Genomic DNA, 22,115 nt, shown 5'->3' on the forward strand with positions numbered 1-22,115 from the left:
TTTGATGGACGAAAATACTGCCTCATAACCTTTAAAACCTTTAATCCCCGTAAAAAACCCGGTTTCTTTGCTGTCGATCTATCTATATTTTACCGCTGCCGACAATTCCCCGACTCCCGGCGATATTAAAGATTTCATGTACAAATTGCTCAATCAGAGGTGCGATCGCACACAATTTAGATCACAATAGTTAATTCAGAAGCGCGCCAGCTTCACCTTTGACAAACTACCAGAATAGTAAATTCTAACCAGAACACCACTATGGGAAAACCAACCGGCTTTATCGAATTCTTGCGCGAATTGCCCTCCGAACTCTCACCAGTCGAGAGAGTCCACAACTGGGACGAATTTCACCTGCCGATGGAAGAGGACAAACTCCGCACCCAAGGCGCGCGCTGCATGGATTGCGGCATTCCGTTTTGCCACACGGGCACAATTATCAGCGGCATGGCAAGCGGCTGCCCGATTAACAACCTCATCCCCGAATGGAACGACCTCGTATATCGCGGACTGTGGAAAGAAGCCCTAGACAGACTCCACAAAACTAACAACTTCCCTGAATTCACCGGCAGAGTCTGTCCCGCACCCTGCGAAGGCGCTTGCGTGCTCGGCATCAACAACCCGCCAGTCACGATTAAAAACATCGAAGCCGCAATTATCGATAAAGGCTGGGATGAAGGCTGGATTACCGCCGAACCACCCGCCAAACGCACCGGCAAAAAAATCGCCGTCATCGGTTCCGGGCCCGCAGGTTTGTCCGCCGCCGCGCAACTCAACAAAGCCGGTCATTGGGTAACAGTATACGAAAGAGCCGATCGACCAGGCGGCCTGCTAATGTATGGCATCCCCAACATGAAGCTAGACAAAGAACAAGTCGTAATGCGCCGCCTGAAAGTCCTCGAAGACGAAGGCGTGACATTCGTCTGCAACACCGAAGTCGGCAAAGACTTGCCAGCGGAACAACTGCTAAAAGAATACGACTCCGTTGTGCTCTGTACCGGCGCCACCAAACCCCGCGACTTGGGCATCCCCGGCCGGGAATTAAAAGGCATCCACTTCGCAATGGACTTCCTGACTGCGAACACCAAAGCAGTTTTAGACAAGAGCACCAACGATAACTTCATCTCCGCCGAAGGCAAAGATATCGTGATTATCGGCGGCGGCGACACCGGCACCGACTGCGTGGGCACCTCCATCCGCCACGGCTGCAAAAGCCTGGTACAGCTTGAAATCCTGCCCAAACCTCCTTCAGAACGCGCCGCCAACAATCCCTGGCCCGAATGGCCGAAAGTCTACCGCCTCGACTACGGCCAAGAAGAAGCAGCAGCCAAATTCGGCGACGACCCCCGTGGCTATCTCACCACGGCGACCAAGTTCGAGGGCGACGAAAACGGCAATGTCAAAGCCGTGCACACCGTTGAGGTGGAGTGGGCGAAAAACGAGAAAGGGCAGTTTATTCCGAATCACATCCCGGGCACGGAAAAAGTTTTGCCGGCACAGCTTGTCTTGCTAGCGATGGGCTTCCTCGGCCCCGAACAGCCCTTGCTGGATGCGCTGGGATTGGAACGCGACGCGCGCAGCAATGTGAAAGCCGAGCACGAAAAATATACAACCAGCATTCCGGGAGTTTTCGCGGCTGGTGACTGTCGCCGGGGACAAAGTTTGGTGGTTTGGGCGATTAACGAAGGGCGCGGCGTGGCCCGGGAGTGCGACCTTTATCTGATGGGGAGCACTGATTTGCCTTAAGACTTGACCTGTGAAATGCCGTAGGGACACGGCTGCCGTGTCCTTGACTTGTGAAATGATGTGTCCTTGGCCTGTGAAGTATGTGTCCTTGACTTGTGAAATTAACGCGCTTGTTGACAAGATAAAGGACACGGCAGTGCCGTTTCCCTATCTTGATTTGACGGATAGAGGACACGGCAGTGTTGTTTCCCTACCTTGAATGGACTGAAAACCGCTATTTTATCCATTGGTTTGTAGACTTCCTTCCCTGCGGGTTTAACGCGATTGTTGACAAGATAAAGAACCCGGTAGTGCCGTTTATCTACCTTGACTCGACTGAAAACCGCTATTTTACCGATTTGGGCGATCGCTCTGGTAGGGCAAGTAGTTGGGGAGTATGGGGAGATATCGAGGGAAATCGCGGCAATTGGGATGAATTAGAAGTTGAGACAGATGTGGGCGATCGCTCTGGTATGGCAGCTTCGATCAATTGTTTGGGAGAAAATGAACTCGGTAGAGGCAATCTAGATGCAGCAGAACCGCTTTTACAAGAAGCTTTAGCGAAATTACAAGAACTGGGAGAATCTGCAAAAATTGCCGAGGCTAACTACGGTTTAGCACAACTTGAACGCAAACCTAACAACCCAGAACTTGCCCAACAACATTACAATAGTGCCCATCAAATATTTTAACAATTGGGAACCGCCAAAGACTTAGAAAGAATCGAGCGAGAGTGGGAATCCGATTAATTTTCATCAAGAAATGCCGCAGGCGATAGGTGGAAAAACTCAGCTAATTTCTGAATTTGACTCACCGTCAGTTCTCTGTTACCATTCAACACCTCAGCCACCCGAGACTCAGTAGCAAAAATATCAACCAAGTCTTTTTCTGAAACCTCAGCTTCCACCATCAAAGCCTTCAGCAATTTAATCCCTTTCAGCACAGGCATTGGCTCATGTTTTTGTTCGTAATCATAGACAAGAATACCCAGCACATTTAAGTAATCTCGGTCATCTTGCGTCAGTTTTCGGCGATCCAAAATATAATTAATCCGATTTTGGGTAGCAATTAACTCAGCTTCACAACTAATCGGGCGCGGGGGAAAAGCTACGATTAGCTCAATGTAATCGCTACTAGGAGTTTTCAAACCAATCGTCATTTTTCCAATTCTCCTTGTCGTATTCTGAATGAATTAATACACTGCGGACGAATACTATTTGGTATTCATAATCAATAAAACAGATTAGTCGGTAATTATTGCCACCAATATTAAAGACTGTAAAATTACCTACTAAGTCAGCGGAGGGAAAGACTTGGCGTACCTCGACAAAATTTTGCCATTCAGCCTCAGAAGTACGCTGATACCATATTAATAAACTTGGTTCAGCATTGGGGTGTTTTTCCCAAAATTCTCTCAGTGGTTTTCGGCTGATGACACGCATTAGATAATTATTTTATTCCTTGCTTGATAAGTATCATAGCTTTTAAGGTGCGTCAGCTTGGAGGTTTTAGATTATGGATACAATTGTCGAAGCTGACACACCCTACGATTACACCACCAATCAACCAAAATTCAACGGATCGACATCAATAGTTAAACTAACAGAACGCGGCGTGCGATCGCGCAATCCGATCAAATCCGACAAATCCACCGACTCATCCAAAGGCAACTTCAGCAAAATCTGCCACCGATACCGATTTGCCACTCGCATAATCGCCGCAGGTGCAGGCCCCAACAACTCACATCCCGGTACAGACAATCGCTCAATATACTCCTGACAAACAGACGCCAATTGTACTGCAGTCACCGCAACTTCTGCCGCATCTACACTGCTCAACCGCAACAAAATCAGCCGCCCCGAAGGTGGATAATTCAGCGCCGCTCTTTCTGCTAATTCTGTTTCCACAAAATCTGCATATTCGTGCCGCCTAACTGCTTGAATTACCCGGTGTTCTGGAGTGTAAGTTTGAATAATTACCCGCCCCGGATCGTCACCTCTGCCCGCACGGCCCGCGACTTGAGTTAATGTTTGAAAAGCTCGTTCGCTTGCCCGATAATCTGATAAGTTCAGCAACCCATCAGCAGAGACAACTCCCACCAATGTGACTCCAGCTAAATCTAACCCTTTCGTCAGCATTTGCGTACCCAACAAAATATCAGCTTCCCCATTAGCAAATTGCGTTAACAATCTGCGGTGATCGCCCTTATTTCTAGTTGTATCGCTGTCAAATCGAATTGCCCGCAATTCTGGAAATAATCTCGTTAATTCCTGTTCGACTCGCTGAGTGCCACTACCAAAGTTTTTGAAGTAAGGAGAACGGCATTCGGGGCAGTTTTGGGGGTGTCGTTCCGTGTGGTTGCAGTAGTGACAGCGCAATATTTCTGCGGTTGCTTCGCCGACGTGGTGATAAGAAAGCGAAACATCGCAATTCGGGCATTCCATCACATAGCCGCAACTCCGGCAAGACACAAAGGTACTGTGTCCTCTTCTGTGAATAAACAGGATACCTTGCTGTTGTCTGGCTTGCAATTGTTCCAGGGCATTTTGCAGGGAAGCACTAAAAATTGAGCGATTCCCTTGTCGCAATTCTTGGCGCATATCGACTATTTCCACAGGCGGCATCGGACGGGAATAAATGCGACCGGGCAATGATAAATAATGGATATTTGGTAACGAGTAATAATCTCGGCGCGTCCCCACCCAAGTCTCTAATGCTGGCGTTGCAGAACCTAAAATTAAGGGACAATTTTCTAATTCGGCGCGCCATTTGGCAACGGTGCGGGTGTGGTAGCAGGGGGCTGGTTGGTCTTGTTTGAAGCTGCTGTCGTGTTCTTCATCGAGGATAATTAAGCCGAGGTGAGGTAAAGGTGCGAAAATGGCAGATCGCGTGCCAATGACAATTTGCGGGGTTCCAGTCAGCATCTGACGCCATGTATCGTAACGTTCGCCGTCGGATAGGGCGCTGTGGTAGACGCAAATTTGCTCGCCAAAACGGGCGCGGAATCTGTCTGTAAGTTGCGGTGTAAGGCCTATTTCGGGCACGAGTACAAGGGCGGATTTGCCGCTGGCTAAGATTGGGGCGATCGCCTGCAAATACACTTCAGTTTTCCCGGAACCTGTAACGCCGTGCAGCAGCACTTGACGGAATCCCGAAAAAGAGTTAATAAACGCTAAGGCTTGAGCTTGAAAATGAGTTAAAGTTTTGGGTGCATCGGGCAATTGAGAAATTCCGCGATCGCCTCTGAGAACTTCCCTTTGGTCAATTACAACGCTACCTTTTTGCTCCAAAGCTTTGACAACCGAAGAACTCGCGCTGCAAATTCTCAACAAATCATTCAGCCACATTTCACCGCCACCGCGCCGCAAAACTTCCAATACTTCTTGTTGTCGCTTGGTTAAATCTGTGACAAATGCACTAGCAATTAATGTCACTGCCGGTTTGAGTTGTGGTTTGGGAGGATTGGGCGGTTCTAAATAACTTTCTACCCAACCGCGTTTCAATAAATCTTTCAATCCCCGATAACTTCCCTTCACTTGGCGCTGGAGGTATTGCCAAGTGTAATCGCCGTTTTTTTGAGCTTGCAGCAATTGCAAGATTTGACTAGCGGCGGGATTGAGAAATGTTTCGGCATTCGGAGAAATTGCCTCCTTAATTAAGCGAATTCGGCGCACAGAACGGCTTAACAAACCGGGCGGCAGCGAGGTTCTAATTACTTGAATTAATGGTGTACAATAATAGGTCGCAGTGCGATCGAGCAATTCCCAGTAAGTCGGTGGGAAAAAACCAGCACTGACAACATCTTCGACCTCTTTAACCCTTGTGGGATCTAAGTCGGGCGGCAGTTGAGAAATGAACCGAATCGCGATCGCGCCTACCTGTTGACTGCCAAAGGGTACACTCAAGATATCCCCTGGTTGCACGGTAAGTTCCGCAGGTAAACGATAGGTAAATAACTTATTTTCCTCCCCAGGAGAGTCCCCCGCAACCCTGAAAGGAGAGTCCACCAATACCTCGATCCACTCTGCTTGCACGGTGGGGCGCTGTGGCGGTTCGCTGCTGCCGTAGGATGCCCCGGCCTCTGCCGCTATAGGGGTTGACAAACCAAAAGTGACAGTAGACATAGGGTTGCACATCAAACTAGGAGGAGCCGCGGTCAAAGGGAGTTTTCATTATCCCTCAGTTTAGCTCGATCGATCGATCTTAGCTGCGGGAATTGGCGATCGGAATCTCGATCGCCAATTCAGTCCCTTCTCCAATTGCGGAGATACACTCCAACCTCCCGCCGTGTTTGTCCACAATAATTTGATAGCTAATTGACAGTCCCAAACCCGTCCCGTGACCAACTGGTTTGGTGGTAAAAAACGGATCGAAAATTTTCGATTTTACAGCTTCATTCATCCCGATACCATTATCTTTGATGCTGATTATTGCCCAATTTTCGCAAATAATAGAAGTAGTAATAATCATCATCTGGATAGGGTTGGCTTCTATCTCGTTCAGTGAAGACTTTTGCTCTCGCTCCCGCAGGGCATCAACAGCATTATTAATTATGTTCATAAACACCTGATTTAATTGCCCAGCATAACACTCTACCTGGGGCAAAAAACCATAATTTTTAATGAATTTTATAGCGGAACTACCGTTTTTTTTAGTTAAGTATTAACATTTCATTTGTATTGGTGGATTGAAAAATTTTATCTAAGATACATTCAAAATGTCAACTTATTAATAACAAATCTGGTTAAAACCGATCGCTACTTTTATTCCATGCTCTCGCATTGGCGGGGTTTTTATCGGATTATTGATAAATAAGCAGGCCGATCGCAAACTTATAAAGGTCGGCCCAGCGCGAAAAATTGCCCGATTCAGACAACCTTTGTACAAAACCCGCCGGCAATGCAAAGCGGAAATATTAAATGTGAGTGCGATCGACCGGGGGCGATGGGAAAAGTGCGATCAACTTGGCGCGCGATCGCCCACAAGCAATCTCAAGTACCAAGCCACTTGCGAGTTCCCAGAACGCAATCACACTATACCATTCCTCCGAAATCTCACTTTAATGTGTCGATCGTACTCACACACCCGCACCATTTTGTGTTAAGAACTACTACTTGTGACAACATCGACACAGCAGTTTATATTTGGAGAGTAATTGATGTCAGGTAGCGAAGTTCGTGCAGACTTTTGGATGAGCGAGTACATTACCCCCTGGGATATTTACGTTCACGGCGTCATCGCGGTGCTTGCTTACAAGAAAACAGCCTATCAAGAAATGTACGTAGTTCAGACCGGTACTTACGGCAAAGGCTTAGTTTTGGACGGTAAGTGGCAATCTTGTACAGGCGACGAGTTTCTGTACCACGAACCCTTGGTACACCCAGCCATGATTTGTCACGGTAGCCCCAAAAAAGTTCTCGTTCTCGGCGGCGGAGAAGGAGCTACAATTAGAGAAGTGCTGCGCTGGAAAACAGTTGAAAAAGTCGTGATGATCGACATTGACGGCGAAGTAGTAGAAGCTTGCCGCGAACACCTCCCAGAAATGCACCAAAACGCCTTTGACGACCCCCGCTGCGAAGTAGTAATCGGCGATGCTTTGGACTATTTAGATAAAACTGACAATGATTGGGATATTGTCATTTCAGACTTGTCCGATCCCATTGAAGAAGGCCCATCTTTCCAGTTGTTTACCAAGGAGTATTTTGAGAAAGTTCGCAGCGTAATGTCGCCTAACGGCTATTTCGTAGTGCAAGCGGGCCCCGTTTCTCCGGCAGAAATGAAAATGCACGCTCGCATCGTAAATACCCTGAAATCTGTTTTCTCCAATGTTCAATCCTGCACCAGCTTTATTTCTACTTACGGAGCTCCTTGGGGTTTCGCCATAGCTTCTAATCAAGAAATAAATACGCGGCCCGAACCCACAGTTACTGACAAATTACTCGCCGAGAAAACAACTGGCGGGTTGCGGATGTTCGACGGAATTACACTATTGGGTTTGATGCAGCTTCCCGGTCACTTGCGGCAGGTAATCGCCGCTGAAACCGAAGTTTACACTATGGCAGCACCGCCTAAGTTTTTCGGGAAAGGTTCGGTTGGTCAGTGAAGTTAAATTGGAAGAGAAAACTCGTTTGGAGTAACTGAGATGAGCAATTTAATTCGCATAGTCGCTGCAATTTTTCTTCCCCCTCTGGGCGTATTTTTGACTGTCGGCATCGGTACGGATTTTTGGATCAACCTGGTTCTCACGTTTTTGGGCTTTATTCCCGGCATCATTCACGCTGTTTGGGTGATTGCTAAGCACGACCGCGGTTAAGTTGAAAGCAAATCCGGTTTTGGGATAATAAACAGGCAAGAGAAAATAAACTTTCTTTTGCCTGTTTTGACTAATTAATCTGGATTAAATCTGCGTTCATCCGCGTTCCTCTGCGGTTAAAAATAAAAAATCTAATTCTTATCAAAATTTGATTGCACCTCAATTTCTTGACAAACCAATTCAGCAATTTTTTTCGCCGCCCCCGATTCTCCTCGAACCGCACGCAAACGATCGCCCATCTGTGCTAATTTTTCAGGATGGCTCAGATAGTCGATCGCCAATTGAGCAATTACTTCCGGTTCCAGCTTCCCAATGAACTCCGGCACAATCTCCTCCTGTGCCCAAATATTCGGCCAAGCATAAAGCTTTCCCTTTCCCAATTGCCAGATTAGCCAATTAATCGCCGTAGCAAAAACTGAACCGACTAACGGCAAATTTGCCAGCAATCCCGGCAATCCGTCCCAAGCTTTCATCGCATCCAATTGCTGCGTCGGAATCAAAACAATCATCGGTACAGCTAACGAACCCAATTCGGCAGTATTGGCTCCCACAGTAGTTAAACACAGGCTGCATTCTGATAGCAAGTCGTAGGCGGGCGTGTGCGTCCAAAGTTCTATTTGTAAGCCATTTACTGTCTGCAAAAAGGGCGGTTCTGTTAAATGAAGTTCGGCGCTAGCGTTCTCAAATAAATGTAGGCAAGGATTTTGTTCCGGGTCGGCAAAACGTGCTAGAGTTTGCACATCTATGGTAGGAGCAACGGGAATTACAAAGCGAGTTTCAGGGCGAAGGCGATGGATGGATTGGGCGATCGACAAACATAACGGTACACCTAAAGCTAATTTTGCCGCTTTAGAACCGGGCAACAATCCAATTAATTCTGTTTTTGTACGAGGCAGAGCCTCTGGATATGCGTTTCCAGGCAGAGCCTGGGAACGAGCTACTTCCGCGATCAAATCTCCGACAACTGTAAATTTACTAGCATATTTTTGGGGAATTTTAGCAAAAACTTCTGGTTTCATCGCCGCAAATTGATCAATCCAGCGATACCACCGCGCGTCCCATTCAGCATAAATAACAGTGCGATATTTTAGCCTTTTGCCAATAACAACCGTAAAAAATTGATCGCCGCCTAAAAACAAAACAACTCCTGTTTCATACCAATCCCAATTTTCAGCAGTTTTGCCCGATAATAAGAATGGAAAAAAATGCTCCGGCGCCTGCACTCTGTCCACTTCTGGGTAGGAACAAGCGATTTGTGCTTCTTTCCCGGTGGCGTGCGGACAGGGGGACAGCACCACAGAGATGCGGGCTTGAGTCCCCGCGTTTGCCAATTGCTCGCGCAAAGCTTGCACGACGGGACGCACCCAAGTTGCCAATTCTCCGGGGCCGTTGGAGAGGATTAAAATATCTACTGCCATAGGATTTAAGATTTGAAAGGATGCAACGGAGATTTTATGACAGATTTAATTAATGCCGTCAAGACGGGTGATGTTGTGGCTGTAGAAAGTGCGATCGAACAGCGTGCAGATATCAATGCCAAAGATGAGGAAGGTGCGACTGCTTTGACGGCTGCGGCTGAAGCTGGCAATTCGGCGATCGTCAAAAAATTGCTGGCGGCAGGTGCCGGGCCCAACAGTCAGGATAATGACGGGTGGACGCCGTTAATGAGTGCCGCTGCTGCCGGACATACGGAGATTGTACAGCTTTTGCTGGAGGCGGGGGCGGATGTGAATGCTAAAACTAATTTTGGTTTGACGGCTTTGATGAGTGCAGCAGGTAGCGGGCGCACTCAAGTTGTGGAATTTTTAATCGATAAGGGAGCTGATATCAAAGCGTATGATAATAATACTTGGACTGCGTTAATTTGGGCGTCTTCGGAAGGTCACAAAGATACGGTTGAGGTTTTGAAGCTAGCGCGCGATCGGGCTTAATTGTCGGGCTAAATTTTTGAGAAACCCGGTTGCTTGGTTCGTTCGGGTTTCTCATTGAGATTAATAGCTTTCTAGCCTAGCAAGAAAGGATTGATATTCCCAAAATCAGCGTTAGGAAATGTCAGTTGTCTCAAATTTAAGTCCGCACCTCCCTCAAGAATTGCAATTCTATCTCCTCGTAGTGAGATGACTAAATCTGCACCCACTGGAGATATTTGATAGTAATCCAGTTTTCCTGCTAGCTGAAGAGTATCTCCCTGATTGGGGTTGAAGCCACGAATGCGAGCCTCCCCCGGGCCCTCATACAATTGTTGAGTTATGTCCCTGTAGCTACCAGTGCTCGGTCGCGAAATAATGTTATTATGAGCCAAAATAAAAGTATCAGCACCTTCGCTGCCAATCAAGGTATCAAATTCGTTGCTGCCGTAGCTCAAATAACGGCCCTCAAAGTCAACTCCAATAACTGTCGATTTTCCCTTGCCAAAAGCAGTCACAACATCATTCCCAGAAGTCCCCACAAAAGTTGCAGAGCGATTTGTTTCAAATTGCCCAACTTTTGTATACTGATCGAGACCTGAAGCAAAACTTCCTGCTTGAACAGCCGCATCAACATCGGGATTGTTTGCTAAATATCCAGCTTCCCAAAAGTTATCCAATACAGCAACTCGATCGAAAATCAAGAAATTAGGTTCCCGATTTTCTAGAAACGGCATATTCGCAACACCCTCGACTTCAGCAATCACTGGGACAACCCTAGAGCTTGGTAGTCCCTCAATCTGAAAATTTCCAGAAGCGTTAAACTGATAGTTGTACCAGCCTCGCGTTCCCGCTACGCGGATCTTATCGGCTTGCGGGTCAAAGTTTTTAATCGTAGCTGCGCCACTGGCGACGATATACGACCTGTAGAATAGATTCCCCTTCACACCGAGAACGAAAGTATCACTACCTTGACCGCCAATGAGCGTATCGCGATCGTTAGGAAAGGGTCTGTTTTCATAAACTCTATTTCCCGCTGCATCTAAAGATACTTCAACGCCAGTGATTTCAACTTTTCCTACACCAAATCCCGTTACAATGTCAGTGTCTTTAGTCCCGACAAATGTAGCCGATCGCGCTGGCTCAAATTGTCCAAATTTTCGGTAGTGTTCCCCACCTGTTTTGAAAACTCCCGCCTTGACTGCTGCTGCTACATCGGGGTTTTTCAGCAAGTATTCGGGTTCAAAAAAGGTGTTCGCATAAAGACCTTCTTTGGCGCCGAATTTGATAAAGTGTTCCAAACCCGATTTGAAAGTGCCGTTCTGTACAAACCGCACAAGTACGGGGTATCGTTTTAAATAAAATGCTTCGTCGTAGTCAGGTGATACTTGGGTGCGGCCTTCATCGTAACCAAACTGGATAAAGTGGTCTAAACCAGAGGCAAAAGGCGCGTTTGGATTGTTGGCGCTACGAACCAGGGGAGCAATCTCTGGATTTTGAGATAGATAGGTTTCTTCGTCAAAGTAACGCGATACTTGGGTGAGGCCGCCGGCTTGACCAAACTTTTCAAAGTGTTCTCTCCCAGATTTTATAATTCCTGCATCAATGGCTGGTTTCACCCAAGGATATTGCGCCAGGTAGTACGGTTCGTCAAAAATGTCATAATTAGTCATAATTTATTTTTCCTTTAAGCTTAGTCTGCTTACTTATCGGTTAAACTTGACCCACTATTACTAACTCTACTAACTAAGTATGTCAAGTTAATTATTGTTAAGCCGATTTTATTATTTTTATGGCAAAAACAACAGTGCGATCGCACTTTTTTTGAAAGAGCGATCGCACTTCTCAGCAGCAATCAGCCAAATTCCCAATAGCTTCGAGATTTCTAGCCAAGTAGAGGTAGAGAACCTCTAGATTCTGGTAAGAGATTCAACTTTAGATTTCCGCCGCCTTCAATAACAGCGATCGTGTCAAAGCTACTAATTCCCGAAGTTCCGTCTGGAAAGTAAACGAACAAGCCGTTCGTTTGGATAGCTAAATCTCGATTGTTGTTGATGGGAAATATCAAGAATTTATCTAAAGAAGGTTGGATATCGCTTGTTGCTAGCTGAATGGTATCCTGACCTTGGGTAAAGTTCCGAATTGTAGCAAAACCCGGCCCGATATATAACTTTGTTGGGAAACTGTATCCCTTACCACCAGTACCTTGTACAACGTCTCCGAGCATGAATTTATCGCGGCCGCTACCGCCAGTGAGAGTATCGAATTCATTACTGCCCTCACTTTCATAATTTCGGCCGGGGATGGAAAAAGCACCACCTGTACCTAAACCTACTTCAACTCCAATTAATTCGGTATTCCCCACCCCAGCACCGGTAATGATGTCATTCCCGGAACTTCCGATAAAAGTCGCAGAGCGGCTTGGATCGTTTTTGCCGAAATTGAAGTAGTGCTCCCGACCAGTTTTCAACGCTCCCGATTCGACAAACGACTGAACATCGGAGTATTTGTTTAAGTATTCTTTTTCAAAAAAAGAAGTCCCAAACTGACCGTCTTTGATGCCGAATTGAACGAAATGCTGGTAGCCGTTTTTAAAAGTTCCATTCTGAATAAATGGCTGCAACTGTCGGTTATTTGCTACATAAAACGCTTCGTCATACTCAGGCGATACGCGAGTGCGACCTTCTTCGTAACCATATTGGATAAAGTGGTCTAGGCCAGTCGCAAAAGGTGCATTTGGGTTGTTGGGGGTGCGGACTAAGGCAGCGATATCTGGGTTGCCAGCGAGGTAAGTAGCTTCGTCAAAATACCGCGATACTTTGGTTAAGCCACCGACTTGACCGAATTTTTCAAAGTGTTCTCTTCCAGATTTGATGACTCCTGCATCAATGGCGGGTTTGACCCAAGGATATTGAGCAATGTAGTATTGTTCGTCAAAAATTGCGTAACTAGCCATGTTTTTTTATTGCGGCTTTAATGAGCTGTTGATGCAATTTATCAATAATCTGAAACTGAGACAATTACCTGATCGGGTGATTTTTTCCAAGTGTCAGTCAAATCTCATTTAAGCTCTCTAAAGATGTCGTAATTCATCGTTGTTTATTGGAGAACGTAAAGTGCGATCGCGGAATGCGAGTTGTTGGCATAGGAAAGTGCGATCGCACCGACAGCATCCCAAAGAAAATTCTGAATAGATTGGATATTTCTACCCAAGTAAAGATCTAATAACACTAGATCCTGGTAATAGATTCAAATTGAGATTGCCGCCACCTTCAACAACAGCGATTGTGTCAAAGCGACTGGCTATGAAAACTCCATTCTCAACAACGGGAAAGCCATTCGTTGGGATAGCTAAATCTCGATTATTGTTGATTGGAAACACCAATAATTGATCTAAGGGAATCCCTATCTGGATGATATCCTGACCTTGAGTAAAGTTCCGAATTGTAGCAAAACCTGGGCCGATGTAGAACTGTCTGGATGAGAGGGTTCCTCCCCTGAAGCCAACAATGTCACCGAGCACGAATTTATCGCGGCCACTACCGCCAGTGAGAGTATCGAATTCATTGCTGCCGTCACTTTCATAATTTCGGGAGCCGGGATAGGTAACACCTACTTCAACTCCAATTAATTCGACCTTCCCTACCCCTACACCAGTGAGGATGTCATTACCGGAAGTTCCGACAAAAGTTGCCTCGCGGCTTGGCTCGAATTGCCCAAACTTGAAGTAATGTTCCCGACCAGTTTTTAAGGTTCCAGAGCTGATAGCCTCAAACACATTGAATAAGTATCCCGGTTCAAAGAAAGATGTTCCAAAACGACCTTCTTTTACCCCGAATTGAATGAAATGCTGGTAACCATTTTTAAAAGTTCCATTCTGAATAAACGGCTGCAAATCTCGGTTAGTTGCTACATAAAACGCTTCGTCATACTCAGGCGATACGCGAGTGCGACCCTCTTCGTAACCGTATTGGATAAAGTGATCTAAGCCTGTAGCAAACGGCGCGTTTGGATTGACTGTGCGGACAAAGGGTTTAAGGTCTGGATTTCCTTCAAGGTAAGTATCTTCGTCAAAATACCGCGATATTTTTGTGAGACCGGCGGCTTGACCAAATTTTTCAAAGTGTTCTCTTCCTGATTTGATGATTCCTGAATCAATGGCTGGTTTCAGCCACGGATATTGCGAAAGGTAGTATTGTTCGTCGAAGATATCGTAATTCATAGTTTGCTGTTTAAAGTAAAGTACGATAAAAAAAGTCATCAATCATCAGTATTAACTAATGACCAATGACCGATGACTAATGACTAATGACCAATGACTAACCAATCAAGAAAGTACCGTTACCGTTAGATTCTTGGAAACTCAAATTCAAACTTGCTCCTCCTTCAATCACGCCCAGCACATCTCCAAAACGCTGGATTGACAAATTGTTGCCAACCGGAGTTAGGCTGTAGCCGTTTAATGAAGTTCCTTGCAGTTGGATAAAATCGCTTTCGATGTCGAAGTTGCGGATGGTAGCTTGACCGTTACCCAAATACAGCGGTGTCGGGCTAAAATTCCCGGCTGTAGCAGGAACTCCGAGTACGAATGTATTGGTTCCCGGAGCACCAATCAAGACATCGAATTCATTAGTGCCAAAGCTTTCATACTGTCGGTTGCGTTGCGAATCTAGACCTACTTCCACTCCCACAAGTTCGACATCCCCGACGCCAACACCAGTTAAAACATCGTTGCTGCGGCTGCCGACAAAAGTTGCGTCGCGGGCAGGCTCAAATTGTCCAAAATTGAAGAAGTGTTCCCGGCCTGTTCTCAAGTTTCCAGAGTTGACAAACGGCACAATATCAGGGTTTTCTTTTAAGTATTCCGGTTCAAAAAATGAAGTCCCAAACCGACCGTCTCTGATTCCGAATTGAGTGAAATGGTCGAAGCCTGATTTGAAAGTTCCGTTCTGAACGAACGGTGCGACATCTGAGTTGTTTGCTAAATAAAAATTTTCGTTGTACTCAGGGGATACTTGAGCGCGGCGCTGTCCTTCATCGTAACCGAACTGGATAAAGTGATCGAGGCCGGTTGCAAAAGGTGCGTTTGGATTGACTGTGCGGACAAAGGCTGCGAGATCTGGATTTTTCTCAAGGTAAGTAGCTTCGTCAAAATAACGCGATACTTTAGTTAGACCGCCGGCTTGACCAAATTTTTCAAAGTGTTCTCTCCCGGATTTGATTACTCCTGCATCAATCGCTGGTTTGATCCAAGGATATGAGGCCAGGTAGAATTGTTCGTCGAAAATTGCGTAGTTAGCCATGTTTCCCCCTTAATGTTGGGATGAGTTTGAGAGTTTATAGCAATTAGCTTTCCATGAACTCGATCGCTAATCAGGAATTTACACCAAACGGACATTATGAAATGGTTTTAATTTCCTGGAATAATATCACTTTTTGTGACTCAGCAATTATCCGAAGGCTACATTCTGCCTTCACAAATTATACCTTTTTCCCCTCAGTTAATTGCTCTATCGCAAGTGTGATCAATTCTACAAACCTGGGAACTTTTTTCAGGATTTTTTTGTCGATTGTTGGTTAATTTTTAATTATTTTTATCCTACTAATTAATCGTATACATATTATAGCCTATATGTCAAGTAAATTTTTGTAAACAAAATATGGAGTATTTGCTCAAGGAATTTATAAAAAAATGTAACGAAAATTTGACCTAAATTTGTCGAATTGTGTCATGTGCAGGCTCAAATAGCCTAATGGCAAGCGTTTTCTGGTAAAAATGCTTATGGGATAAAAAAATTCCCGATTCGCGAAAACAGCATCTTAAAGGAGCCTAACCGGATGTTCACTCACGTCAAGCCCACCATTCGCCACGTTGTGCCGGAAAACTTGCAGGGGCGATCGCTCATGAAGGTGGTCTATGTCGTACTGGAACCGCAGTATCAAAGCGCCCTGTCGGCAGCGGTTCGATCGATAAACCAAAAAAATCCGAATTTGGCAATAGAAATCAGCGGCTACCTGATCGAGGAACTTCGCAGCCCGGAAAATTACGAAGCCTTCAAGCGGGATGTGGCGGATGCCAATGTATTTATTGCTTCTCTAATTTTCATCGAAGATTTGGCCGAAAAAGTGGTAGCGGCGGTGGAACCGCTGCGCGACAGCTTGGATGTCGCCGTCGTCTTCCCGTCGATGCCAGGGGTAATGCGGCTCAATAAAATGGGCAGTTTCTCGATGGCACAGTTGGGACAAAGCAAAAGTGCGATCGGCGAATTCATGAAAAAACGGAAGGAAAAATCCGGGAGTTCCTTCCAAGACGGAATGCTGAAACTGCTGCAAACTTTGCCGAAAGTGCTGAAATATTTGCCCATCGACAAAGCCCAAGATGCGCGCAACTTCATGCTGAGTTTCCAGTATTGGCTGGGCGGTTCCCAAGAAAACTTGGAAAACTTCCTGCTGATGCTGTCACATAAATATGTCTTCAAAGGCCAGTCACAGCCAACTTTCCAAGAACCGGTTGTCTACCCAGACATGGGAATTTGGCATCCTTTGGCATCGTCGATGTTTGAAGATGTAAAAGCATATCTGACCTGGTTTAATGCCCGTACAGATATTTCTGCCGATCTCAAAGATCCCCTCGCACCTTGCATTGGTTTAGTGTTGCAACGCACTCACTTAGTCACAGGAGATGACGCGCACTATGTAGCAATGGTGCAGGAATTGGAGGCAATGGGGGCGCGGGTTGTGCCGATTTTTGCCGGCGGTTTGGACTTCTCGAAACCTGTGGAGACTTTTTTCTTGGAAGTCGGGGCAAAAGGTGTGACACCTCTGCCCATTGTTGATGCGGTGGTTTCTCTGACTGGTTTTGCTTTGGTGGGCGGCCCGGCGAAACAAGATCACCCGAAGGCGATCGAATCTTTGAAAAAATTAAATTGCCCTTACATGGTGGCTTTGCCGCTGGTTTTCCAAACGACAGAAGAGTGGGAAGATAGCGATTTAGGCTTGCACCCGATTCAAGTTGCGTTGCAAGTTGCGATTCCTGAGTTGGATGGTGCGATCGAACCGATTATTGTGTCGGGACGTGATGGCGCAACTGGCAAGGCGATCGCCCTGCAAGATCGAATCGAAGCAATTTCCCAGCGCGCCATGAAATGGGCAATGCTGCGCCGCAAACCAAAATTAGATAAGAAAGTTGCGATCACAGTTTTCAGTTTTCCTCCCGATAAAGGCAACGTCGGAACAGCCGCTTACTTGGACGTTTTCGGCTCGATTTACGAAGTATTGAAAGCCTTAAAAGGTAACGGTTACGACTTGCCAGAATTGCCGGATTCCGCCGAAAAACTGATGCAAGAAGTCATCCATGACGCAACAGCCCAATACCAAAGTCCCGAATTAAATATTGCTTACCGGATGTCCGTAGCTGAATACGAAGAATTCACTCCTTACTCGGAACGGTTGCAAGAAAATTGGGGGCCGCCTCCGGGACATTTGAACAGCGACGGACAAAATTTGCTGATTTTTGGCAAACATTTTGGCAATGTGTTTATCGGAGTGCAACCTACTTTTGGATACGAAGGCGATCCGATGCGGTTGTTATTCTCTCGTTCTGCTAGCCCGCACCACGGTTTTGCTGCTTACTATACATATTTGGAGCGCATTTGGGGTGCGGATGCGGTGCTGCACTTTGGCACTCACGGTTCCCTGGAATTCATGCCCGGTAAGCAGATGGGAATGTCTGTCGATTGTTATCCTGACAGTTTGATCGGCAAGATTCCTAACCTCTATTATTACGCTGCTAATAATCCGAGTGAGGCAACAATTGCTAAGCGCCGCAGTTATGCTGAAACAATCAGTTATCTGACTCCTCCGGCTGAAAATGCTGGGTTGTACAAAGGTTTGCAGGAACTCAGCGAGTTAATTGCTTCTTATCAAACTTTGAAAGAGACTGGGCGGGGTGTGCCGATTGTGGATGCGATCGTCGAAAAATGCCGTTTGGTGAATTTGGATAAGGATATCGCCTTACCTCCCGAACAAGAACGAGGGGTTGCTGCGGATATGACTGCCGAGGAACGGGATAATTTAGTTGGCTTGGTTTACCGCAAGTTGATGGAGATTGAGTCGCGGTTGTTACCTTGCGGTTTGCACGTGATCGGTAAGCCGCCGACTGCTGAAGAGGCGATCGCAACTTTGGTTAACATTGCCAATTTAGACCGGGAAGAAGACGGATTAATCAGTTTGTCGCGGATTATTGCTCAAAGTCTCGATCGGAATATTGACGAGATCTACACCAACAACGACAAAGGCATTTTAGCAGATGTTGAATTGTTACAAAACATCACCTTAGCCTGTCGCGATGCTGTTAGCGCTTTGGTGAAGGAACAAACCGATGCTGAGGGTAGAGTTTCCCTGGTTTCTAAGTTGAATTTCTTCAACATGGGCAAGAAAACACCCTGGATTGATGCTTTGCACGCAGCGGGTTATAAAAAGGTCGATCCAGAACTGATTAAACCGCTGTTTGAGTATCTGGAATTCTGCTTGCAGCAAGTTTGTGCCGACAACGAATTGGGCGCATTATTGCGCGCGCTAGAGGGCGAATACATTATCCCCGGCCCTGGTGGCGATCCGATTCGCAACCCGGATGTTTTGCCGACTGGCAAGAATATGCACGCTTTGGACCCGCAGTCAATCCCTACCACGGGGGCGATCAAGTCTGCTAAGGTTGTAGTCGATCGGCTGTTAGAAAGACAGCGCGTTGATAACGGCGGAAATTACCCAGAAACCATCGCCGTTGTGTTGTGGGGAACCGACAATATCAAGACTTACGGTGAATCCCTCGCCCAAGTAATGTGGATGGTGGGAGTGAAGCCAGTTCCCGACGCATTGGGCCGGGTAAACAAACTCGAATTGCTTTCTTTAGAAGAGTTGGGACGCCCTCGGATTGACGTAGTAATTAACTGTTCCGGCGTATTCCGCGACTTGTTCATCAACCAAATGAATTTGTTAGATAAAGCCGTGAAAATGGCAGCGGAAGCCGACGAACCGTTAGAAATGAACTTCGTCCGCAAACACGCCCTGAAGCAAGCGGAAGAAATGGGAATCAACCTGCGACAAGCAGCCACCCGCGTATTTTCCAATGCTTCTGGTTCCTATTCATCTAACGTCAACTTGGCGGTAGAAAACAGCACTTGGGAAAGCGAAGCAGAGTTGCAGGAAATGTACTTAACTCGCAAATCCTTCGCCTTTTCTTCCGACAATCCCGGAACAATGGAACAAGACAGGCAGATTTTTGAATCCTCCTTGAAAACTGCTGAAGTGACATTCCAAAACTTGGATTCTGCTGAGATTTCCCTAACCGACGTGTCGCACTATTTCGACTCTGATCCGACTAAATTGATCGGCAGTTTGCGCGCAGATGGCAAGAAACCGGCATCCTTTGTTGCTGATACAACCACAGCCAACGCGCAGGTGCGGACGCTATCAGAAACCGTGCGTTTAGATTCGCGGACTAAGCTGCTGAATCCGAAGTGGTACGAGGGGATGTTGTCGCACGGTTATGAAGGTGTGCGGGAGATTTCTAAGCGTCTGGTGAATACGACTGGATGGAGTGCGACGGCGGGCGCTGTGGATAATTGGGTGTATGAGGATGTCAACACTACGTTTATCCAAGATGAGGAGATGCAGAAGCGTTTGCTTAACTTAAATCCTCATTCTTTCCGCAAGATTGTCAGCACTTTGCTTGAGGTGAATGGCCGGGGTTATTGGGAGACTTCGGAGAACAATTTGGATCGTTTGCGTGAACTTTATCAGGAGGTGGAAGACCGGATTGAAGGGGTAGAGTAAAAAACTTGAAAAGGATGGGTATTTTACCCATCCTTTCCTCCCAAATAGCTCATAACTCTTAACTCTCCTTGAACTCATTTGAAAAATACAGTCACTAAAAATATGCAGTTAATCAATTTTTCTATAACCAACTACCGCAGTATTATTAAGGCTTATAAATTGCCTGTTTCTAATCTAACTGTTTTAATCGGTCAAAATAATGAAGGTAAATCGAACATTGCTAATGCCTTAGCGAGCGCTATATTGGCACTTAGTAATCCATCACGCTTAAGGATACCACATAGACAGAGAGCAATTGATTATCCAGAAAGTTATGATTGGCAAAGAGATTTTCCTATCTCTTTACAAACTAAAGATAAATTGGGCAAGTCAAGCTTTACGCTTGAATTTTCCTTAGAAGAGAGTGAGTGCGAAGAATTAGGTGATTATCTTCAGTCAAATACCATAAATAGAGAATTCAGTGTTTTATCACTTACTATTACTATAGATAAAGATCGTAACTTAGAATTTGCCCTTCAAAAAAAAGACAAAAAAAATAAATGGAAAGCCTTAGCGCCAAAAACAGCCTCTAAAATAGCTACTTTTATAGGGCGAAAAATTACATTTACATATATTCCTGCTATACGTACCTCAGAAGCGGCCATCAAAGTTGTTCAACAAATGGTTGATCGAGAATTAGCTACCTTAGAATCTCAACCAGACTATCGCGCAGCACTAGAAGCGATTGATCAATTACAAAAGCCTATTCTAGACAAAATATCTGCAAAAATAACTCAACCATTACAGGAATTTATACCACAGGTTAAATCAGTAAAGATTTCTGTTTCTCAAGAAGTAAGGTTCAGAGCATTAAGAAGATGTGAAATTATCATTGATGATGGAACTCCAACGCCTCTAGAAAGAAAAGGTGATGGAATTAAAAGTTTAGCAGCTATTAGTTTACTAAGGAGAGAAAATACTCAAAATCGACTATCTATTGTCGCATTGGAAGAACCAGAATCACATCTTCATCCTAGTGCCATACATAGATTAAAAGATGTTATAGATGAATTATCCAGTAATCATCAAGTAATTTTAACAACTCATTGTCCTTTATTTGTTAATAGAATAAATCTTGCTAGCAATATTCTAATTACTAATAATAAAGCTGTCAACGCCAAAAAAATTAGCGAGATTCGTGAGATTCTTGGAGTACGAGCTTCTGATAACTTGATGCACGCTCAAATTGTTTTAGTAGTAGAAGGAGAAGATGATAAAATTATTTTAGAAAGTTTATTTTCTTGTTACTCAGAATGCTTAAAGGCTTCTTTGAAAAATGGTACTTTAGTAATTGACCCTCTACATGGTGCATCAAATCTATCTTATAAACTGTCTTCACTTAAAGCATCTTTATGCGTTATTCATACTTTTTTAGATCATGACAAAGCTGGCAAGGATGCAATTGAGGAAGCTATGAAAAATAATCTTCTTAAAATAGCTGATTATCAGCTTGCTATCTGTAATGGAATGACTGAATCAGAAATAGAAGATTGTTTGAATAAGGAAATATATGAAGAGGCTTTAAAACTACAATTTGGTATTAAATTAAACTGTTCCGACTTTAAAAACAATAATAAATGGTCAGATAGGATCAAAAAGACTTTCTTCTCACAAGGTAAGAACTGGAATATAAAAATGGAATCTCAAGTCAAAGCAATAGTGGCTGAACAAGTAAATAATAATCCTGAAAACTCTTTAAATCTGCATAAAAGAAGCTCCATAGATACTTTAATTCAAGCATTAGAAGAAAAACTAAATAAATAAATTAGTGTTGTGTAGTAAATGACATTTGTCAAGCACTGCTATAGCAATTTAGTCTCTGTCTAACGATGCCTGACGACTCAGCCTTCCGTCTACTTCCCCTCAGCCAAAGAGCGATCGCCACTTTATTTCTTAAACCGATTTTCTTTCTCAAAGAGCGATCGCCCTTATCTTCCCAAAGTGCGATCGCCCTGATATTCCTCAAGTGCAATTAAACTTGACCAGGCAAATCCAACGCAATTAATAAAGCTTGATTCAGCAGAAGTATTGCTTCATCACTAAGCATTCCTCGTAAACTCAATAAACGAGATTTAGATAATACCCGTACTTGATCGGCCATACCGATAGAATCGTTAGTTAATCTACCGTCGGGAGCTTTAATTAATACCTGAGTGGGATAAACTCGTTTACCAGTTTGATAAGTAGTGCAGGGAATAGCCAAAACTACAGGGCTATATGTATAGTTATTTCAAATAAAAATGAGACACTAAGTTGCACAATAAGCGCGAATAATCTCATCAAGAGATGTGGCAGAA

Annotated in this window: 19 protein-coding genes and 1 pseudogene; 9 read left to right on the forward strand and 11 right to left on the reverse strand. The window is 45.1% G+C overall.

Going from position 1 to position 22,115, the window contains the following annotated elements:
* The first annotated feature begins 261 nt into the window (after window positions 1–261).
* The gene (gene gltD, locus QUA07_RS11785; protein ID WP_333253831.1) at window positions 262–1,746 is read left to right on the forward strand and encodes a glutamate synthase small subunit; all 1,485 of its coding nucleotides are present in this window, start codon (window positions 262–264) and stop codon (window positions 1,744–1,746) included.
* Window positions 1,747–1,925: 179 nt separating this feature from the next.
* Window positions 1,926–2,417 carry a tetratricopeptide repeat protein gene (locus QUA07_RS11790; RefSeq protein WP_333325190.1) on the forward strand — a complete coding sequence of 164 codons (492 nt, stop codon included), beginning with the start codon at window positions 1,926–1,928 and terminating at the stop codon, window positions 2,415–2,417.
* A 53-nt stretch (window positions 2,418–2,470) separates the two neighbouring features.
* Here the strand turns inward: QUA07_RS11790 and QUA07_RS11795 are convergent, their stop codons facing one another.
* The 4 genes from QUA07_RS11795 to QUA07_RS11810 all read right to left on the reverse strand — a co-directional run bounded on the left by QUA07_RS11795 (window position 2,471) and on the right by QUA07_RS11810 (window position 6,285).
* Entirely contained in the window at window positions 2,471–2,884 is a 414-nt protein-coding gene (locus tag QUA07_RS11795) for a transcriptional regulator (protein WP_333325193.1), read from the reverse strand.
* Window positions 2,859–3,167 (reverse strand): type II toxin-antitoxin system HigB family toxin, encoded by a 309-nt coding sequence (locus QUA07_RS11800; RefSeq protein WP_333310847.1) that lies wholly within the window; start codon window positions 3,165–3,167, stop codon window positions 2,859–2,861. The genes QUA07_RS11795 and QUA07_RS11800 overlap by 26 nt, the downstream gene beginning before the upstream one ends.
* A gap of 120 nt (window positions 3,168–3,287) precedes the next feature.
* Window positions 3,288–5,849, reverse strand: a complete 2,562-nt coding sequence (gene priA / locus QUA07_RS11805) for a primosomal protein N' (RefSeq protein ID WP_333325196.1) — start codon at window positions 5,847–5,849, stop codon at window positions 3,288–3,290.
* Window positions 5,850–5,928: 79 nt separating this feature from the next.
* A complete protein-coding gene (locus tag QUA07_RS11810) occupies window positions 5,929–6,285 on the reverse strand; it encodes a sensor histidine kinase (protein WP_445305884.1) in 357 nt (118 codons plus the stop codon).
* 339 nt (window positions 6,286–6,624) lie between these two features.
* Here QUA07_RS11810 and QUA07_RS11815 point away from each other — a divergent pair, with 339 nt between their 5' ends.
* From QUA07_RS11815 to QUA07_RS11825, 3 genes are read left to right on the forward strand one after another with little or no spacing between them, the layout of a single operon-like run.
* On the forward strand, window positions 6,625–6,894 hold the full coding sequence (locus QUA07_RS11815) for a hypothetical protein (RefSeq protein WP_333325199.1): 270 nt from the start codon (window positions 6,625–6,627) through the stop codon (window positions 6,892–6,894).
* Window positions 6,884–7,828: a fused MFS/spermidine synthase gene (locus tag QUA07_RS11820; protein WP_333325201.1), complete on the forward strand. Its 945-nt coding sequence runs from the start codon at window positions 6,884–6,886 to the stop codon at window positions 7,826–7,828. Before QUA07_RS11815 ends, QUA07_RS11820 begins: the two co-directional genes overlap by 11 nt.
* A gap of 39 nt (window positions 7,829–7,867) precedes the next feature.
* Window positions 7,868–8,038, forward strand: coding sequence for a YqaE/Pmp3 family membrane protein (locus QUA07_RS11825; protein WP_333259816.1), 171 nt, complete (start codon window positions 7,868–7,870; stop codon window positions 8,036–8,038).
* Between the two features lie 131 nt (window positions 8,039–8,169).
* Here QUA07_RS11825 and QUA07_RS11830 read toward each other — a convergent pair whose 3' ends face one another.
* Window positions 8,170–9,456, reverse strand: a complete 1,287-nt coding sequence (locus QUA07_RS11830; RefSeq protein ID WP_333325204.1) for a lipid-A-disaccharide synthase — start codon at window positions 9,454–9,456, stop codon at window positions 8,170–8,172.
* Between the two features lie 36 nt (window positions 9,457–9,492).
* On the opposite strand from QUA07_RS11830, the gene QUA07_RS11835 reads away from it, so the two are divergent.
* Window positions 9,493–9,969 (forward strand): ankyrin repeat domain-containing protein, encoded by a 477-nt coding sequence (locus tag QUA07_RS11835; protein ID WP_333325207.1) that lies wholly within the window; start codon window positions 9,493–9,495, stop codon window positions 9,967–9,969.
* A 71-nt stretch (window positions 9,970–10,040) separates the two neighbouring features.
* Here QUA07_RS11835 and QUA07_RS11840 read toward each other — a convergent pair whose 3' ends face one another.
* The 5 genes from QUA07_RS11840 to QUA07_RS11860 form a co-directional block, all read right to left on the reverse strand.
* Window positions 10,041–11,618 (reverse strand): hypothetical protein, encoded by a 1,578-nt coding sequence (locus tag QUA07_RS11840; protein WP_333325208.1) that lies wholly within the window; start codon window positions 11,616–11,618, stop codon window positions 10,041–10,043.
* A gap of 212 nt (window positions 11,619–11,830) precedes the next feature.
* Window positions 11,831–12,901 carry a calcium-binding protein gene (locus QUA07_RS11845; RefSeq protein ID WP_333325211.1) on the reverse strand — a complete coding sequence of 357 codons (1,071 nt, stop codon included), beginning with the start codon at window positions 12,899–12,901 and terminating at the stop codon, window positions 11,831–11,833.
* Window positions 12,902–13,044: 143 nt separating this feature from the next.
* A complete protein-coding gene (locus tag QUA07_RS11850; protein WP_333325214.1) occupies window positions 13,045–13,176 on the reverse strand; it encodes a hypothetical protein in 132 nt (43 codons plus the stop codon).
* On the reverse strand, window positions 13,151–14,167 hold the full coding sequence (locus tag QUA07_RS11855) for a calcium-binding protein (protein ID WP_333325216.1): 1,017 nt from the start codon (window positions 14,165–14,167) through the stop codon (window positions 13,151–13,153). Before QUA07_RS11855 ends, QUA07_RS11850 begins: the two co-directional genes overlap by 26 nt.
* 97 nt (window positions 14,168–14,264) lie before the next feature.
* The gene (locus tag QUA07_RS11860; protein WP_333325219.1) at window positions 14,265–15,248 is read right to left on the reverse strand and encodes a calcium-binding protein; all 984 of its coding nucleotides are present in this window, start codon (window positions 15,246–15,248) and stop codon (window positions 14,265–14,267) included.
* A 535-nt stretch (window positions 15,249–15,783) separates the two neighbouring features.
* Between QUA07_RS11860 and QUA07_RS11865 the strand changes: the two genes are divergently transcribed.
* The 3 genes from QUA07_RS11865 to QUA07_RS11875 all read left to right on the forward strand — a co-directional run bounded on the left by QUA07_RS11865 (window position 15,784) and on the right by QUA07_RS11875 (window position 21,794).
* Window positions 15,784–19,779, forward strand: a complete 3,996-nt coding sequence (locus tag QUA07_RS11865; protein ID WP_333325222.1) for a magnesium chelatase subunit H — start codon at window positions 15,784–15,786, stop codon at window positions 19,777–19,779.
* Between the two features lie 102 nt (window positions 19,780–19,881).
* Entirely contained in the window at window positions 19,882–21,582 is a 1,701-nt protein-coding gene (locus QUA07_RS11870; protein ID WP_333325224.1) for an AAA family ATPase, read from the forward strand.
* Between the two features lie 65 nt (window positions 21,583–21,647).
* Window positions 21,648–21,794, forward strand: a complete 147-nt coding sequence (locus QUA07_RS11875; RefSeq protein ID WP_333325226.1) for a hypothetical protein — start codon at window positions 21,648–21,650, stop codon at window positions 21,792–21,794.
* Here QUA07_RS11875 and QUA07_RS11880 read toward each other — a convergent pair.
* Window positions 21,791–22,024 (reverse strand): annotated as a pseudogene (locus tag QUA07_RS11880) (type II toxin-antitoxin system PemK/MazF family toxin); the annotation flags it as partial. The gene QUA07_RS11875 and the pseudogene QUA07_RS11880 sit on opposite strands and share 4 nt — an antisense overlap.
* Window positions 22,025–22,115 lie beyond the last annotated feature (91 nt).

This window comes from Microcoleus sp. T3_A4 (assembly GCF_036700465.1).
Taxonomy (GTDB): Bacteria; Cyanobacteriota; Cyanobacteriia; order Cyanobacteriales; family Microcoleaceae; genus Microcoleus.